Source organism: Actinomadura craniellae (assembly GCF_003289645.1).
Taxonomy (GTDB): Bacteria; Actinomycetota; Actinomycetes; order Streptosporangiales; family Streptosporangiaceae; genus Actinomadura_D; species Actinomadura_D craniellae.
This window is the reverse complement of the sequence record NZ_QLYX01000002.1, coordinates 476,911-491,958: the sequence shown is the minus strand read 5'-3', so window position 1 is coordinate 491,958 and position 15,048 is coordinate 476,911. Positions and strand designations below refer to the sequence as shown.

Below are 15,048 nucleotides of genomic sequence, written 5' to 3'. Positions count from 1 at the left end.
GTTCTCAGCCGATCCGGACACGCCGCCCGAAGTTATCTCGACCTTACTTGAGGTTGCTTCTATGATCAGGGCATGCCGATGCCCCAGGAGCTCACCGTCGGACAGCTCGCCGCGCGCAGCGGCGTCGCGGTGTCCGCACTGCACTTCTACGAGGCCAAGGGCCTGATCCGCAGCCGCCGGACGGCCGGCAACCAGCGCCGCTACACCCGCGACACCATCCGCCGGGTGGCGTTCGTCCGGCTCTCCCAGAGCGTCGGCATCTCGCTGAACGCCATCGCCGGCGCGCTGGCCACCCTGCCGGAGGAACGCACCCCCACCCGGGAGGACTGGGCGGCGCTGTCGGCCTCCTGGCGGGCCGACCTCGACGCCCGGATCAGCGCCCTGGAACAGCTCCGCGACGACCTCAGCGACTGCATCGGCTGTGGCTGCCTGTCGCTGGACCGCTGTGCGCTCGCCAACCCGCGCGACGAGCTGGGCCAGGAGGGCCCCGGCCCGCGGCGGCTCATCGCCAAGGCCACCGCCTGCGGCGTCCCCGACTGCACCTGATCAGAGCCGGGACGTCTCGCGCAGCTGGGTGAGATCGTGCGCGCAGAACACGTCCACCTGGTCGCCGTGCCCGCCGACCAGATCGGCCAGCCGCCTGCGGTTGGTGTGCCGCGCGGCGCCGTCCTCCTGCACCACCGTCTGGAAGACCCGCAGGCCGGGCGGGCAGTAGGGCCGGGCCGGGTCGACCTCGCCGCGGAAGAAGAACGCGTCCCCCGCGTGCAGCAGCCAGCGGTCGCCGGTGCGCACCGCCACCCCGGTGTGCCCACGGGAGTGCCCGGCGAGGGGGACCAGCAGGATGTCCTCGGGCAGCCCCGCCAGCTCCCGCACCGCCTCGAAACCGAACCAGCGCTCCCCGTCGGCCCCCGAGTAGGTCCGCCAGTCAGGGCCGTGCTCCCACTGGATCGGCCGGTAGCGCTGCTTCTCGCTGACACTGGAAGGTGCCGCGGCCGCCTGCCGCTCGGTTTCGTGCAGGTGCACCGTGGCGTGCGGGAAGTCGGCCAGCCCGCCCGCGTGGTCGAGGTCCAGGTGGGTGAGGACGATGTGCCGGACGTCCTCGGCGGAATGGCCGAGCGCGATCACCTGGCGCAGCGCGGTCTCGGCGGGATCCAGCCGGGGCCGGCACGCGGCCATGAACTGCCGGCCCAGCACCTGGACGGGCTGCTCGACGCACCGCATGCCGAACCCGGTGTCGACCAGCACCAGCCCCGCGTCCGTCTCGATCAGCAGGCAGTGCGTCACCAGCGGCGCGGTGGACAGCGGATGTCCCTGGCCGCCCATCAGCCACCCGCCGAGGGGCAGCATGGTGCCGCAGTTGAGGTGATGGACGCGCATGGGCACTCTCCCAAAGGGGGGCGAAGAGGTCGCATCGTACGTTAGGTCCAATTGGCTCGGCCACCGCCCGGCTACGGGCAGGATGGAGGGCGTGACCCTCATCGACCGCCTGCCGAACCCCGCCGACCCCGACTCCCTGTTCGAGTCCTTCCAGAGCTGGGTCGAGGAACGGGGGATCACCCTCTACCCGGCACAGGAGGAGGCGCTGATCGAGGTGGTCTCCGGCGCCAACGTGATCCTGGCGACCCCCACCGGCTCCGGTAAGAGCCTGGTCGCGGCGGGCGCGCACTTCGCCGCGCTGGGCCGCGACGAGGTCAGCTTCTACACCGCCCCGATCAAGGCGCTGGTGTCGGAGAAGTTCTTCGACCTGTGCGCGATGTTCGGCAGCGCCAACGTCGGCATGATGACCGGCGACGCCAGCGTCAACGCCGACGCCCCGATCATCTGCTGCACCGCCGAGGTGCTGGCCAACATCGCGCTGCGCGACGGCGCCGACGCCGACGTCGGCCTGGTGGTGATGGACGAGTTCCACTTCTACGCCGAGCCGGAGCGGGGCTGGGCCTGGCAGATCCCGCTGCTGGAACTGCCGCAGGCGCAGTTCCTGCTGATGTCGGCCACGCTCGGCGACGTCACCCGGTTCGAGCGCGACCTGACCCGGCGCACCGGGCGCCCCACCGCGCTGGTCAGCTCCGCCGAGCGCCCGGTACCGCTCACCTACGAGTACCGCACCACCCCGCTGCACGAGACCATCGAGGAACTGCTCTCCGTGCAGAAGGCCCCGGTCTACGTGGTGCACTTCACCCAGGCCGCCGCGATGGAGCGGGCCCAGTCGCTGATGAGCATCAACGTCTGCACCAAGGAGGAGAAGGCGAAGATCGCCGAGCTGATCGGCGGGTTCCGCTTCACCACCCGGTTCGGCCGCAACCTGTCGCGGTTCGTCCGGCACGGCATCGGCGTCCACCACGCCGGCATGCTGCCCAAGTACCGCAGGCTGGTCGAACGGCTGGCCCAGGCCGGGCTGCTCAAGGTCATCTGCGGCACCGACACCCTCGGGGTGGGGGTGAACGTGCCGATCCGCACGGTGCTGTTCACCGCGCTGAGCAAGTACGACGGGCACCGGGTGCGGCGGCTGCGCGCCCGCGAGTTCCACCAGATCGCCGGCCGCGCGGGCCGGGCCGGGTACGACACCATCGGCTACGTCGTGGCCCAGGCCCCCGAGCACGTCGTCGAGAACGAGAAGGCGCTGGCCAAGGCGGGCGACGACCCCAAGAAGCGCCGCAAGGTGGTGCGCAAGAAGCCGCCGGAGGGCTTCGTCTCCTGGGACGAGGACACCTTCGTCAAGCTGCAGACCGCCGAGCCCGAACCGCTGCAGTCCCGGTTCCAGGTCAGTCACGCCATGCTCCTGTCGGTCATCGCCCGCCCGGGCAACGCCTTCCAGGCGATGAAGAAGCTGCTCACCGACAACCACGAGGACCGGCCCCGGCAGCGCCGCCACATCACGCAGGCCATCGCGATCTACCGGTCGCTGCTGGCCGGGGGAGTGGTCGAGCAGCTCGGCGAGCCCGACGAGCAGGGCCGGTACGCCCGCCTCACCGTGGATCTGCAGGAGGACTTCGCGCTCAACCAGCCGCTGTCGACGTTCGCGCTGGCCGCCTTCGAACTGCTGGACCCGGCGTCCCCCTCCTACGCGCTGGACGTCCTGTCGGTGATCGAGGCGACGCTCGACGACCCCCGCCAGATCCTGGCCGCCCAGGAGAACAAGGCGCGCGGTGAGGCGATCGCGCAGATGAAAGCCGACGGCGTGGAGTACGACGAGCGGATGGAGCTCATCCAGGAGGTGACCTACCCGCGCCCGCTGGAGGAGCACCTGTCGGCCGCCTACGAGATCTACCGCCGCGGCCACCCCTGGGTGGGCGACCACCCGCTGCGCCCCAAGTCGGTGGTGCGCGACCTGTACGAGCGGGCCATGACCTTCGTGGAGTACGTCGGGTTCTACGAGCTGGCCCGCACCGAGGGGCTGGTGCTGCGCTACCTGTCGGGTGCCTACAAGGCGCTCCAGCAGACCGTGCCCGAGTCGATCAAGACCGACGACCTGGTCGACCTGATCGAGTGGCTGGGCGAGCTGGTCCGCCAGGTCGACTCCAGCCTGCTGGACGAGTGGGAGCAGCTGGCCAACCCCGCCGCCACGGACGTCCACACCGCGATCGAGGAGCGGACCGTCCCGGTCACCGCCAACACCCGCGCGTTCCGGGTGCTGGTGCGCAACGCGATGTTCCGCCGGGTCGAGCTCGCCGCCCTGGGGCGACACGCCGAACTGGGCGAGCTGGACCCCGACCTCGGCGCCGACGGCTGGGCGGCGGCCATGGACGCCTACCACGACGACCACGACGAGCTGCGCACCGGACCCGACGCCCGCGGCCCCAAGCTGCTGCTGATCGAGCCGGAGCCCGGCCGGTGGCTGATCCGGCAGATCTTCGACGACCCGGCCGGCGACCACGACTGGGGCATCAGCGCCGAGGTCGACCTGGCCGCGTCCGACGAGGCCGGCGAGGCGGTCGTCCGGGTCACCGCGGTGGACCGCCTGTGACCGCCTGAGGCGGGGGAGCGGGCGGAGCGGCCCGTGCGGGACGAGCGGCCCGCGTGGCGAACGAGTGAGCCGCGGGCCGGTGACCAACGCCGCCTGAGGCGAGGGGGTGAGCCGCAGGCGGCGGCCGGCGTGACGGTCAGCGCAGCGGTAGCCAGGCCAGTGGCTTGGGGAAGGTGTAGGGCCGCAGCCGCCGCGCCGCCTGGCTCGCCTGGACGGCGGGGAACGCCACCGCCGCCGCGACGATGATCGGCCACAGCGCCAGCCACCGCCCCTCCAGGTCGGCCACGGCCACCACCTGGCGGATCACGATGAAATAGCCGGTCATGACCGCGGCGAAGGACAGCGCCCCCGCCAGATGGGCGCGCAGCAGCCCCGCCTGGTCGCGGTTGCGCAGGTAGAGGAAGAACACCGCGGCGGGCAGCCACATCCACTCGTAGTGCACCAGCGCCAGCAGCAGGGTGCCGGCGTTGGCCAGGGTGGTGTAGGTGCCGACGTCCTCGGCGGCGAGCCCGCCCGGTCGCGGCATGTCGGTCTCGGTCCTGGGGGGCGGCGGAAGGTCTGACTCGCTCATACCCACAGATCGTTGCACGGTTTTTTGCGATAAATGTCGGAAAACCAGTGCCTTGTACGTGAGCCCAGCCGCCCCCACGCTCAGATCACGGCCGGCGCCCCACCCCCGTCAGCATCTCGCGGATCCGCAGCGGCCCGCCCGTCTCCGGGGCCAGCGGCGGCGTGTCCAGCCCGGCGCCCTCGCGCAGCCCCTCCAGGAACTCGCGCATCGCCGCCACCCCGTCGTGCGCAGGCGTCCAGCCGAGCCTGTCCCGGGCCCGCGCCGTATCCATGACCGGCACATGCATCGCCAGGTCGAACAGCTCCGGCGCGGCCGGCAGCAGCCGCAGCCGCCAGGCGGCGGCCAGCGCCGCCCGCACCCCCCGGGCCGGCACCCGGATCCGCCGCGCCCCCAGCACGTCCGCCAGGTCGGCGGTGCCGATCACCGGCTCGGCCGCCAGGTTGAACGGGCCGCGCGCGTCCCCCACCACCGCCAGCCGGTACGCCTCGCCGGCGTCGGCGGAGTGCAGCGCCTGGAAACGCAGCCCCGGCAGGTCCGGCAGCACCGGAACCACCCCCGGCCGGACCAGCGCACCCGGCAGCAGCGGCCCCGCGAACAGCCGCCGCTGCTCGGCCGCGGCCTCCCGCTTGAAGATGAACCCCGGCCGCAGCCGCACCACCCGGCAGTCGCGGTGCTCGGTCTCGAACCCGTCCAGCAACCGCTCCACGTACGCCTTCTCCCGGCTGTAGGCCGCGGCCGGGTAGCCGTGCGTGGGCCAGTCCTCGTCGACCGACCGGTCCTTGGGGCCCGGCGAGTAGGCGCCCACCGACGACGCGTACACCAGCGCGGGCACCCCCGCCTCCGCGACCGCCCGGAACACCCGCTCGCTGCCCAGCACGTTCGTCCGCCAGGTCACGACCGGATCGTGGGTGGGCTGGAACAGCCAGGCCAGGTGCACCACCGCGTCCGCGCCACGGAAATGCGGCCGGAGGTCGTCCCCGGCCACGTCCGCGGTGGCCCACTCGGTCTTGTCCGCCTGCCAGCGCGGCACCCGCCGCGCCACCCCCACGATCGAGGTGACCTGCGGGTCCGCGGCCAGCGCCCGTACCGTGCTGGTGCCCACATTGCCGGTCGCGCCGACCACCACCACCCGCATCAGCGCACCCCCGCCTTCCCCATCGCGTCCCGGATCAGGTCGCGCGTCCGGTCGATGACCGAGGCGGCCGGGCCCAGCAGCAGGTTGCGGCCCGGCGTCTCGCTCCCCGGATGCGGGTGCGTGGGCGCGGTCGCCTCGGCCAGCCGGACGGCCGCGGCCAGCGCCCGCCGCTCGGCCTCGCCGAACTCCGCCGCGATCCGCGGGAACTCCTCCCGCTCCTCCGCCCGGGCATGCGTCACCACCGCCTCGCGCAGGTCCTTCAGGCCGGCGATGAACGCCGGGTCGTCGGTGTCCATCCCGTCCAGCGCGGCCAGCAGTTCCTTGGCCCGGCGCTCCTCGGCCAGCCGGGCGTCCACCAGTTCCGCCCCGTCCGGCAGCGCGCGCCGGGCCAGCGGGTGGACGATCTCCTCCTCCGCCGTCTCGTGCACGGCCAGCAACCGCACCAGCCGCTCGAAGGCGTCCCGGCGGTCCGTGCCGGTACGGTCCTGCACGTCGAAGAACAGTTCGCGGACCTGCTCGTGCTGACGGCGCAGCAGGTCCACAACATCGGTTTCGGTCACGTCCGATCCCCCCATAGCTCGGCTTCCCGCGCCCTACCCGGGGGTCGTGACCACATGCGTCCTCAACCGACGAACGGCCCGCCCGGGCCCTGAGGCCGGGCGGACCGCTCCGCTCACTCCCTCGCCTCAGGCGGGGGCGAGGAGGGTGGTGAGGAGGTCGTCGAGACTGATCAGGCCGGCGGGCCGACCGTCGGCGTCCCGGACCAGGCCGAGCTGGCTGTGGTGCGCCCGCAGTGCGGTGACGGCCGCGGCCACCGGGGTGTCCAGGCCGAGTGTCGGCACCGGGTGGGCCAGCCGGCCCGCGGGAGGCCGCTTCCCCCGGGCCCGGGCCAGGTACGCGTCCCGGACGTGCACCATGCCCGCCACCGAACCGTCGGGATGCCGCAGCATGATGCGGTTGCGCCGGGTGCGCACGGCGGTGTCGATGACCTCCTGGGGGTCGGCGGACGTCGGGACCGCCACGATGGCCTCCACCGGGATCACCAGGTCGGCCAGGGTGGCACGGGGCGCCTCCAACGCCGCGTTGAGCAGCACCCGGTCGGCCTCCTCGATCAGTTCGAGCCGGCGTGACTCCTCCACCAGGTGCCGGAGCTGCTCGGGCGTGCGCGACAGCGCGATCGCGTCGCGCGGTTGCACCCCGAGGGCTTGCAGCATCAGGTTGGTGAACGAGTTGAGCCCGGTCAGGACGGGCCGGACCAGGTTGGTGAACCCGCAGAAGAGCGGCGCCAGCAGCACGGCCGACCGCTCCGGCCGGGTGATCGCCCACGACTTGGGCGCCATCTCGCCGATCACCATGTGCAGGAACGTCACCAGCGCCAGCGCGATCACGAAGGCGACGGCGTGCGCGGCGGCGTCCGGCAGACCCAGCTGGTGGAACAGCGGGGTCAAGGTGTCGGCGATGACGGGTTCGGAGACCACACCCAGGCCCAGCGAGCACATGGTGATGCCGAGCTGGGCGCCGGCCAGCATCAGCGACAGCTCCCTGATCCCGGCCACCGCGGTGCCGGCGGCCCGGCTGCCCGCGGCGGCGGCGCGCTCCAGCCGCGGGCGCTTCGCGGCGACCAGCGCGAACTCCGCGGCCACGAAGAAGCCGTTGCCGACCAGCAGCAGGAAGGTGAGCAGAAGACCGGTCTGCAGGCTCATGACCGCTCCTCCTGGAGCTCCACGGCCCGGATACGGATCATCTCGGGTACGTGCCGGTGGACGGACATCACTTCGACCTCGGCCCGCCGGGTGGGCTCGTCCATCCGGCTCGGCGGGAGGGCGACGGCGACGGCGTCACCGGGCTCGGCCACCCGGCCCAGCCGCTGGAGCAGCAGCCCCGCGACGGTCTCGTAGTCGCCCTCGGGCAGCTCGATACCGGTGAGCTGCGCGATCTCGTCCACCCGCAGCCCCGCGTCGGTGGTCCACCAGCCGCCGCGCTGGATCGCCAGATCCTCGTCGGCGTCGTTCTCGTCGACGATCTCGCCGACCAGTTCCTCGGCGACGTCCTCCCAGGTGAGCAGGCCGGCGAACCCGCCGTACTCGTCCACCACGCAGGCGATCTCCTCGCCGCCGGCCTGCATCTGCGCCACCACGTCCGGCAGCGCGAGACTGGCCGGCACCAGCAGCGCGGCCCGGGCGATCGCGTCGACCGGGGTGCGCTCGGCCTCCTGCGGGCTGAGCCGGATGAGCTCGCGCAACCCCACGATGCCGATCACGTCGTCCACCCGGTCGCCGATCACCGGGTAGTGGGTGTGGCCGTGGGCGGTGATGATCTCGGTCAGCCCGGCCGCGGAGGTGTCCTTGGAGACGGTGACGACGTCGACGCGGGGGACCATCGTCTCCTCCGCCGTGCGGTCGGAGAACACCAGCGCCCGCTCCAGCAGATCCGTGTGCTCGGCGGTGAGCTGCGACTCGGACTCGCCGATGATGTGGCCCAGCTCCTCGAGCGTGGCCCCGTGGTGCAACTCCTCCACCGGCTCGATGCCGACGGCGCGCAGCAGGCGGTTGGCGGACGCGTCGAACAGCCGGATGACGGGGGAGGCCACCGCGAGGTAGGCGAGGGTGGACGCCGCCAGCGCGCGGGCCAGCGACTCCGACCGGGCCAGCGCCAGGTTCTTGGGGAACAGTTCGCCGAGCACCATCTGGATCAGGGTCGCCAGCGTGAACCCGGCGGCCAGCGCGATCCCGCCGACCGCGGCCTCGGGCACCTTCGCCGAGACGAGCACCGGTTCGATCAGCCCGGCCAGCGCCGGCTTGGCGATGAAACCGACGATCAGGGCGGTGACCGTGATGCCGAGCTGAGCGCCCGACAACATGAAGGACAGCCGTTCCATCACCCGGACGGCTCGGGCGGCCGCTCTGTCACCGGCTTTGGCCTGCTGCTCCAGCGCCAGCCGGTCGGCGGTCACGTAGGCGAATTCCTGTGCGACGAAGTAGCCGGTGGCGGCGGTCAGAAGGAGCACCGCCAGCAGGCCGAAGATCATGCTCATCGGGCGCCCTCACGCCCGGTCCAACGATCATGAGGGTCCGAATCGGACACCGACGTCCTTTCCTTGTGACTGTCGAGGGATTGATCCTGCCATGAACATAGTTCATGATCATTTTTTTGTAACGGCCCGCCCGGGCGAAAACGAAGGAGGTGACGGCGCCGTCACCCGTCCGATTCAGCGGAGCGTCCCCCGGTACAGGATCTCCACGTACCGGATCGCATGGCTCACCACGTCGAGCACCATCATGCAGTCGTGCGGTGACAGCACCACGTTCCGGTGCTCCGGGCCGTAGGGGTGCGCCGGCCGCGGACCGGTGTAGAAGCTCGAACAGAAATCGTCCGGGCAGCCGCACCACTCGTAGAAGCGCAGGCCCGGGACGGAACCGGCGAGCCGGTGCTCACCCTCGGCGCGCAGCAACCCGACCAACTCGGCGGTGAGCTCCGGGAACAGTTCCGCCACCAGCGCACGGTCCTCGGTCACGCTGCGTGATCCTACGTGCGCGCTCGACGCCACCGGGGTCTTCCCGCCGCCGCTCGGTGTGTCGCCCGGCCCCGGAAACCTGTTACCCAGGACCCTCCGGGCTGCGCTAAGGTGGACTCGCTCGCCACGGCGGGCACCGGGACGTAGCGCAGTTTGGCAGCGCACTTGACTGGGGGTCAAGGGGTCGTGGGTTCAAATCCCGCCGTCCCGACGCAGGTCAGAGGCCACTTCCGATCATTTGGGAGTGGTCTTTGCTCGTTCGTACAGCCGGTTTGTACAGCTACGGGGCTTGATCGATGGTCCCCGGGTGGTCCCCGCTGACGTGAACGAGGTGGGCCCCGAAGGGCAGCTTCCGTAAACGGCACGGCGTTTCGGCTGAGCTTTGTTAAGCTCGCGTTGCGAGCATCGCCCGAGAGGCGCGCTCGTTAGGAGGTGGTGAACATCATTAATTTTCGCCACAGCCGGAAAACGCTCCATGCGGAGCACCACAGCGACCCGGTGAGACCCGGCAGGGGGCTTGAAGTTCGAATCGGTCATTCGTGACCCTGTGGGTACGCGCCAAGCCAGGGCTTGGACGGGGCGGTCGCCTGTCGGACCGCCCCGTTCCGCATCTAGGGCTTTCATCTAGTCGTGCTGAGTTGGGCTTGTGAGGCGATCCCCAAGCCTCTTGAGTGCCTCTCTAGTGACCTCGTTGGGTACCTGCGTGTAGACCTCCATGGTGATGCCGATCTGGCTGTGTCGGAGGATCTGCATCGCGGTTCGCGGATGGATGTCGAGGGCGGCGAGTAGTGAACCGCAGGTGTGCCGGGTGTCGTGCACGCGGATGGGGCGGACGTCAGCGCATGCGCATCGGTGGGCGAAGCTGCGATTGACGTTGCGCGGTTCGATCGGCCGGCCGGTGCGGGTGGTGAAGACCAGGCCCTTACCGGTCCACCGCTCGTTACGGGCCGTGCACTCGCTTTCCTGGCGCTTTTGGCGAATGCGCAGCGCGGTCACGCAGATTTCCGGGAGCGGTAGAACGTCGGTGGAATCCTCGGTCTTGGTGCGCTCTTTGTGGATGAGTTCGCCGCGGACGCGTTGAAGCTGCATGCTGACCGACAATTCACCGGCGTCGAGATTGACGTCTTCCCAGCGCAGCCCGAGAACTTCGCCTTTCCGTAGCCCGAGTACCAGAATGAGCACCCAAGCAGCATAGAGCGGGTCCTTTTGGCTGCGCGCAGACTCCAAGAACCGGCGTGCCTCGTCAACGCTCCATGAGGACTTCCCGCGGGCACGCTTACGCATGGTGGGGAGTTTTGCCATGCCGGCGACGTTGCGGGACAGGATTTCCTCGGCTTGGGCGTGGCTGAGCGCAGCGCGCAGCGTGTTCCGCGCGGCCTGAATCGTGCGGCGGCTGGGATAGGACTTGCAGCATCGGCCGATCGCGCAGCACCGTTGCCGCTTGCGCGCGTCGGTGTGCCGTTCAGGGCGCGCAGCGTCCTTTCCCTGCGCGCAACACTGGCAGGCGTTTGGGAGCTGGTTGAGCCACGTCTGTACGTCGCGGACGGTCAACCGGTCCAGCCGCTTGCGGCCCAGCGCCGGCACCACATACAGGCGCGCCATGGTCTCGTAATGGGCGTAGGTCTGCGGTTCCCGGTTCGGCTCGATGACGTCACTCAGCCAGTAGGTGAGGTACCGCTCGACGGTCGGGACGCTGGTGGGCACCGGTCCTTTGGCCGCTTCGCCCAGAAGCTTGACGTACTTGGTGTGGACGGCTTCGCGGGTCTTGCCGTAGGCCCAGCGCTTCTTACGCTCGCCGGTGGGGGTGGTGACCCAGACGTAGGCGGCGTAACCGTTGCGGTAGGGGAAGATCGACCCTTCCCCGTTGGCGCGCCGCTTGGGCTTGCGCCCCTTGGCGGGCTTGCCGTGCTCGTCAGAGTCGTCCGGGGTGGCAAGTGCGGTGGTCATGGGTCAGGCGACCTCGGCTTCCTGCTCCAGCAGCGCGACGTATTCGGCGATGGCGGCGGCGGGGATCAGGCGGGTACGGCCTTCCTTGACGGTGCGCAGCCGGCCGGAGCGGATGAGTTGGTAGATCTTGGCTCGGCTCAGGGACAGCAGGGGCATGGCCTCGTGGACGCGGTAGAGGGCTTTGCCGGGGGGCGGGGCGGCGGTGGCGGTGGTCACCGTGGCGTCTCCTTGGGGCGTGATCCGGCGCTTTGGGGAGGGGGAGCCGTAACAGCCGTAACAGACTCGTTTTGGCTGTTCAGCGCGTTACGGCTCCCCGGGTGTTACGGCTTGAGCCGTAACGGTGTTGCAAGCCTCATCGGGCCTGAGCTGGGGAATCGATGCTGTTACGGCTGTTACGGCTGTCCCTGGCGAGAACGAGGATTTCGGCGTCTGCGTGCGGGGTGTCATCACCGCAGTAGCGCGCCCAGGCGTCGGTGAAGTCGGCGCGCAGGTACCCCTTGGCGGGTTGTCCGTTGAACCGGGCGGTGGTCGAGCGAATGTCGTATTCGCGCAGCATCGCGCCGAGTTTCATCGCGGTCAGGCCGTTTGCTCCGAAGTCGGCCCATGGTGCTTCCGAGTCGGCTTTCAGCCGCTCCAGCAGCATGGCCGTAGGAAGCGCGTTGTCGGCACCGAATGCTGTCCGGCAGTCGGTGAGCAGCCGCAGCCGGGTGGACATCTGCCCGTTGTCGTTGGCGTCGGCGGTGAGCGCCAGGGCGGCGGCGCGCGCCCGGTCGGGCCAGTGCCCACCGGCGTGGTCGGCGACGGCCACGAGCGGTTCCCATGTGTCGGCGGCGCGGTCTTCTACGGGCATGGGCGGTTCGGCGGTTTCGAGGGCGGACAGGTCGGCGCGCAGCCACTTGGACAGGTTGTCGGCGAGGTGCCGTAGGGGCCGCCGGTCTCGTTTGTGCCGGTAGGGCGAGACGGTTTCGCCGGGGCCGCGGCGGCGCATGCGCACGATGACGGCGCGGTCTTCGATGGTGTCGGGCATCGCGCCGATGCCGGCGAGCGCGGCCATGGCGAACGTCGGGATGGACTCCACCCGCCCGGTGTTGGCGTCGTAGCGTTTGGCGGGCCGGTTGCGCTGGTGCCCGGCATTCAGCAGCCCGCGCAGGTCCTCGTTACCGTCGGCTTTGGGTCCGAAGATGGTGTCGGCCTCATCCACGAGCATGGTGGGCGGGTCGTCGGTGATGGACCGGTAGACCGCGGCCGAACTGCTGTTGACGGTGATGAACGGCTCATGGCAGGTGGCCTCCACCACGTCCAGCAGCCGGGACTTGCCGCACCGCTTCTCAGGGCCGCGGATGACCAGCCGGGGGGCGTGCGCCCATGCGGGTTGGGCGTGGGTTGCGGCGATCCACAGCGCCACGGCGTCGGCGGCGGGTTCGCTGGGAAGGATGACGTACCGGGTCAGCGCATTCAGCAGCGCGTCCAGTAGAACGGCGCCGTGGCTTGCGGGTCGGGCGGGCGCGGTCATGCTGCACTTCCCCTCATGGTGATGTGGCGCGGCCGTCGGGCACCGGCGGCCAGCGCGGAACGGATCGTGGCGCGCGCCTCGCCGGGCCGGACGTCGGCGCGGGTGGGTCCGAAGTGGACGCCGGCCGCGTTGTAGAGCACTTCGGCGGCCAGGTCTTCGGCCAGCAGCCCGGCGCCGACGAGTCGGCCGAGGTTGTAGGCGGCTTTGTTGAGGGCGTGGTTGCGGCCCCCGGGGACGGCGGTGGCCACCCGGTCGGCTTCCGCCTTGAGTGCCGCTTGCACGTAGGCGGGCAAGTCCCCGACCCCGTCCCGGTCGGCAGGTAGGGCACCCAAGAGCGGAGCAGGGGCGCGGACTTCGGTCAGCAGCCGGGCTATCCAGTCAGGGAGCGGGGCCGGCGCCACGTCATGAACCACCTCGTAGCGGCCGGTGCCGTCCGGCAGGTCCACGACGCTGCCCGGGGCGACGACGTAGCCGCCGTGGGCGCGGGTGTCGATGAGCCACCCGAGTCCGGTGCGGTGTTTGCCGTTGGTGTTGCGGAACTCGGTGCCGGGCGGTGGGGTGAAGTACAGGTGCATGCCGCCGCGGCGGGTGGTGGCGGTGAAGGTGTCGCCGGGCCAGTCGGCGCCGTGCCGTTCGCACAGCGCGGCGAGCACGTCGGCGCCCTCGGTGATCCCGGGTTCGTTCGCCCATGCGGGCGGCGGGTGTTCGCCGGGCTTGGGCTTGTCGAGGTCGATCACGAGTAGCCCGGATGGGCCGCAGGCGATGCCGATGTTGTAGGGGCCGTGGTCCCAGCACCGGCGGATGCGGGCGGGGTCGGTGGTGGCGCGATGCTCCCAGTCGGTGAACTTCGGTAGGGGCCGCTTGTCGCCAGGCGTGAGGGGGAAGACGTGCCACCCGCGGGCCGCGGCGGCCAGTGCAGCCGCGGCCAGCTCGGTGCGGTCGGGGGCGGTGGTCATGCTGCCCTTTCGGTGGTGGGGAGGGTGAACAGGTCGGTTTGGTGGCCGCGGGCGGTCAGGTCAGCCAGCAGCGCCGACCGCCACCGGGTGGCGAAGGTCAGGCAGTTGGCGCAGTTCTTGTGACCGGTGCACCCGGGCAGCGGGAGCCGGCGGCGGGCGGTGAACGACCACGCCATGGAGTCCGCGGATGAGAGCTGGTGGCCGTAGCGGTGCAACCCGCCGGTCTTGACCCCGAACCCGTGCAACCGCAACCCGAGCCCGGCGAGGGTGGCCACGATGTGGCCGATCTCGGCGGTGGACTGCCGTCGGCACACCGACCCCAGCCCCACCCGCGGCAGCGCAGCCAGGTCGATGCCGGCGGCGGCGTACAACTCGACGCACCGTAGATAGTCCGGCAGCTTCCAGCCCTGCAGCACGGGGATGAACGGCAGGTGGGGGGCGAGTGCGGTCAACTCCAGGTAGTTGGCCACGGTGCGGTGTTGGTGTTCGGCCACGCTCAACCCGGTGCGCTCGACCATGAACGGCTCACACATCCAGTCCTGCGGGGCCGCGAAGTCCAACCGGCCGAGGTGTTCGGCGTACTGGGCCACCGCTTCGGCGTACTGGGCGGGGGTGGTGGTCCACCGGCCGTTCAGCGACAGCTCGGTGAACCCACCAGAATCCAGCGCCCACCGGCACCCCGCCCGGCGCAACCGCCCCTTGCGGGCCAGTTGGCGGTGGGAGACGAACAGCGGGAAGGCCACCCGCCACAGCCAGTGCGGCTGGTGGGCACCTAGATAGAACACCGGGGCGGTCGGGATGGTCGGGGCGGTCACTGCGTGCCCCTGTGGCGGGTGCGGTAGGGGGCGGCATCGAACAGCCCGTCTTGCTGTCCGGCCGCAGCCGGCCGCTCCAACGCGGCGGCGGCCCGCTGCCCGGTTGCGCCCGGTCGGGTGGTGACCAGCAGGCAGTACGGGCAGCGCGGCCCGCGCTCGGTGTCCTCCAGGTACATGGCGGTCTTGGTCTGCGGGTGCCGGAACTGGTGCAGGGACCGACACGGGCCCTCGTGTGCGGCGCATCCGGTGCACCCGCACGGGGTGCCGGTGGTGATCCCGTCCGGGTTGGCCACCGGCGGCATCCCGGCGGACATGGCGTGGTTGGCGGTCATCGCGCGTGGTCCTTCCTTCGGGGCAGAGCGGGGGGTTAGCGGCGGGTGCCGGTGAGGTGGTTGAGGATGCGGCGGCCGGTGCGCAGCCGGGCGCCCTTGCCGTTGCAGCGGGTGCAGTACCGCCAGGCGCGACCGTTGGGCGAGCGGAACCGGCCGGCGCCCTCGCACTTGGTGCAGGCGGTGAACGGCCAGATCCGACACGAGATCAGGTAGACGGCGAGCGCGGCCAGGGCGAACAGGATCAGCGTTCCGGTGCCGGTTCCGGGGGTGTCGGCAGCGGCGAGCAACAGGGTTCTCACAG

16 protein-coding genes and 1 tRNA gene are annotated in these 15,048 nt (G+C 71.0%); 3 read left to right on the top strand and 14 right to left on the bottom strand.

Annotation, left to right across the window (positions count from 1 at the left end; genetic code table 11):
• Nucleotides 1-72 precede the first annotated feature (72 nt).
• Nucleotides 73-546, top strand: a complete 474-nt coding sequence (gene soxR, locus DPM19_RS05815; RefSeq protein ID WP_111863729.1) for a redox-sensitive transcriptional activator SoxR — start codon at nt 73-75, stop codon at nt 544-546.
• Here the strand turns inward: soxR and DPM19_RS05810 are convergent, their stop codons facing one another.
• On the bottom strand, nt 547-1,377 hold the full coding sequence (locus tag DPM19_RS05810) for an MBL fold metallo-hydrolase (protein WP_111863728.1): 831 nt from the start codon (nt 1,375-1,377) through the stop codon (nt 547-549). It lies immediately after the preceding gene.
• A gap of 82 nt (nt 1,378-1,459) precedes the next feature.
• Here DPM19_RS05810 and DPM19_RS05805 point away from each other — a divergent pair, with 82 nt between their 5' ends.
• Nucleotides 1,460-3,964, top strand: a complete 2,505-nt coding sequence (locus DPM19_RS05805; protein WP_111863727.1) for a DEAD/DEAH box helicase — start codon at nt 1,460-1,462, stop codon at nt 3,962-3,964.
• Nucleotides 3,965-4,100: 136 nt separating this feature from the next.
• Here DPM19_RS05805 and DPM19_RS05800 read toward each other — a convergent pair whose 3' ends face one another.
• The 6 genes from DPM19_RS05800 to DPM19_RS05775 form a co-directional block, all read right to left on the bottom strand.
• The gene (locus DPM19_RS05800; protein WP_111863726.1) at nt 4,101-4,535 is read right to left on the bottom strand and encodes a hypothetical protein; all 435 of its coding nucleotides are present in this window, start codon (nt 4,533-4,535) and stop codon (nt 4,101-4,103) included.
• An 85-nt stretch (nt 4,536-4,620) separates the two neighbouring features.
• Nucleotides 4,621-5,670, bottom strand: coding sequence for an NAD-dependent epimerase/dehydratase family protein (locus tag DPM19_RS05795; RefSeq protein ID WP_111863725.1), 1,050 nt, complete (start codon nt 5,668-5,670; stop codon nt 4,621-4,623).
• Complete coding sequence (locus tag DPM19_RS05790; protein ID WP_199484880.1) at nt 5,670-6,230, bottom strand: hemerythrin domain-containing protein; 561 nt, start codon at nt 6,228-6,230, stop codon at nt 5,670-5,672. Before DPM19_RS05790 ends, DPM19_RS05795 begins: the two co-directional genes overlap by 1 nt.
• Before the next feature lie 126 nt (nt 6,231-6,356).
• A complete protein-coding gene (locus tag DPM19_RS36730) occupies nt 6,357-7,373 on the bottom strand; it encodes a CNNM domain-containing protein (RefSeq protein ID WP_111863723.1) in 1,017 nt (338 codons plus the stop codon).
• Nucleotides 7,370-8,704: a hemolysin family protein gene (locus tag DPM19_RS05780; protein ID WP_111863722.1), complete on the bottom strand. Its 1,335-nt coding sequence runs from the start codon at nt 8,702-8,704 to the stop codon at nt 7,370-7,372. Before DPM19_RS05780 ends, DPM19_RS36730 begins: the two co-directional genes overlap by 4 nt.
• Before the next feature lie 174 nt (nt 8,705-8,878).
• Nucleotides 8,879-9,184, bottom strand: a complete 306-nt coding sequence (locus tag DPM19_RS05775; protein WP_199484879.1) for a hypothetical protein — start codon at nt 9,182-9,184, stop codon at nt 8,879-8,881.
• 137 nt (nt 9,185-9,321) lie between these two features.
• On the opposite strand from DPM19_RS05775, the gene DPM19_RS05770 reads away from it, so the two are divergent.
• Nucleotides 9,322-9,395, top strand: a tRNA-Pro gene (locus tag DPM19_RS05770).
• Nucleotides 9,396-9,808: 413 nt separating this feature from the next.
• On the opposite strand, the gene DPM19_RS05765 is transcribed toward DPM19_RS05770, so the two are convergent.
• From DPM19_RS05765 to DPM19_RS05735, 7 genes are all read right to left on the bottom strand, one after another.
• Nucleotides 9,809-11,131 (bottom strand): site-specific integrase, encoded by a 1,323-nt coding sequence (locus DPM19_RS05765; protein ID WP_111863721.1) that lies wholly within the window; start codon nt 11,129-11,131, stop codon nt 9,809-9,811.
• 3 nt (nt 11,132-11,134) lie between these two features.
• Complete coding sequence (locus DPM19_RS05760; RefSeq protein ID WP_111863720.1) at nt 11,135-11,347, bottom strand: helix-turn-helix domain-containing protein; 213 nt, start codon at nt 11,345-11,347, stop codon at nt 11,135-11,137.
• A gap of 136 nt (nt 11,348-11,483) precedes the next feature.
• Nucleotides 11,484-12,644, bottom strand: a complete 1,161-nt coding sequence (locus tag DPM19_RS05755; RefSeq protein ID WP_111863719.1) for a DUF3631 domain-containing protein — start codon at nt 12,642-12,644, stop codon at nt 11,484-11,486.
• Complete coding sequence (locus DPM19_RS05750) at nt 12,641-13,600, bottom strand: bifunctional DNA primase/polymerase (RefSeq protein ID WP_111863718.1); 960 nt, start codon at nt 13,598-13,600, stop codon at nt 12,641-12,643. Before DPM19_RS05750 ends, DPM19_RS05755 begins: the two co-directional genes overlap by 4 nt.
• Complete coding sequence (locus DPM19_RS05745; protein ID WP_111863717.1) at nt 13,597-14,415, bottom strand: deazapurine DNA modification protein DpdA family protein; 819 nt, start codon at nt 14,413-14,415, stop codon at nt 13,597-13,599. Before DPM19_RS05745 ends, DPM19_RS05750 begins: the two co-directional genes overlap by 4 nt.
• A complete protein-coding gene (locus tag DPM19_RS05740; protein ID WP_111863716.1) occupies nt 14,412-14,747 on the bottom strand; it encodes a hypothetical protein in 336 nt (111 codons plus the stop codon). Before DPM19_RS05740 ends, DPM19_RS05745 begins: the two co-directional genes overlap by 4 nt.
• A 35-nt stretch (nt 14,748-14,782) precedes the next feature.
• Complete coding sequence (locus tag DPM19_RS05735; RefSeq protein ID WP_199484878.1) at nt 14,783-15,046, bottom strand: hypothetical protein; 264 nt, start codon at nt 15,044-15,046, stop codon at nt 14,783-14,785.
• Nucleotides 15,047-15,048 lie beyond the last annotated feature (2 nt).

Bases quoted from the DNA above. Each gene is read 5' to 3' on its own strand.
- soxR (WP_111863729.1), top strand. From the start codon at position 73: ATGCCGATGCCCCAGGAGCTCACCGTCGGACAGCTCGCCGCGCGCAGC.
- DPM19_RS05810 (WP_111863728.1), bottom strand. From the start codon at position 1,377: ATGCGCGTCCATCACCTCAACTGCGGCACCATGCTGCCCCTCGGCGGG.
- DPM19_RS05805 (WP_111863727.1), top strand. From the start codon at position 1,460: ATGGAGGGCGTGACCCTCATCGACCGCCTGCCGAACCCCGCCGACCCC.
- DPM19_RS05800 (WP_111863726.1), bottom strand. From the start codon at position 4,535: ATGAGCGAGTCAGACCTTCCGCCGCCCCCCAGGACCGAGACCGACATG.
- DPM19_RS05795 (WP_111863725.1), bottom strand. From the start codon at position 5,670: ATGCGGGTGGTGGTGGTCGGCGCGACCGGCAATGTGGGCACCAGCACG.
- DPM19_RS36730 (WP_111863723.1), bottom strand. From the start codon at position 7,373: ATGAGCCTGCAGACCGGTCTTCTGCTCACCTTCCTGCTGCTGGTCGGC.
- DPM19_RS05780 (WP_111863722.1), bottom strand. From the start codon at position 8,704: ATGAGCATGATCTTCGGCCTGCTGGCGGTGCTCCTTCTGACCGCCGCC.
- DPM19_RS05765 (WP_111863721.1), bottom strand. From the start codon at position 11,131: ATGACCACCGCACTTGCCACCCCGGACGACTCTGACGAGCACGGCAAG.
- DPM19_RS05755 (WP_111863719.1), bottom strand. From the start codon at position 12,644: ATGACCGCGCCCGCCCGACCCGCAAGCCACGGCGCCGTTCTACTGGAC.
- DPM19_RS05750 (WP_111863718.1), bottom strand. From the start codon at position 13,600: ATGACCACCGCCCCCGACCGCACCGAGCTGGCCGCGGCTGCACTGGCC.
- DPM19_RS05740 (WP_111863716.1), bottom strand. From the start codon at position 14,747: ATGACCGCCAACCACGCCATGTCCGCCGGGATGCCGCCGGTGGCCAAC.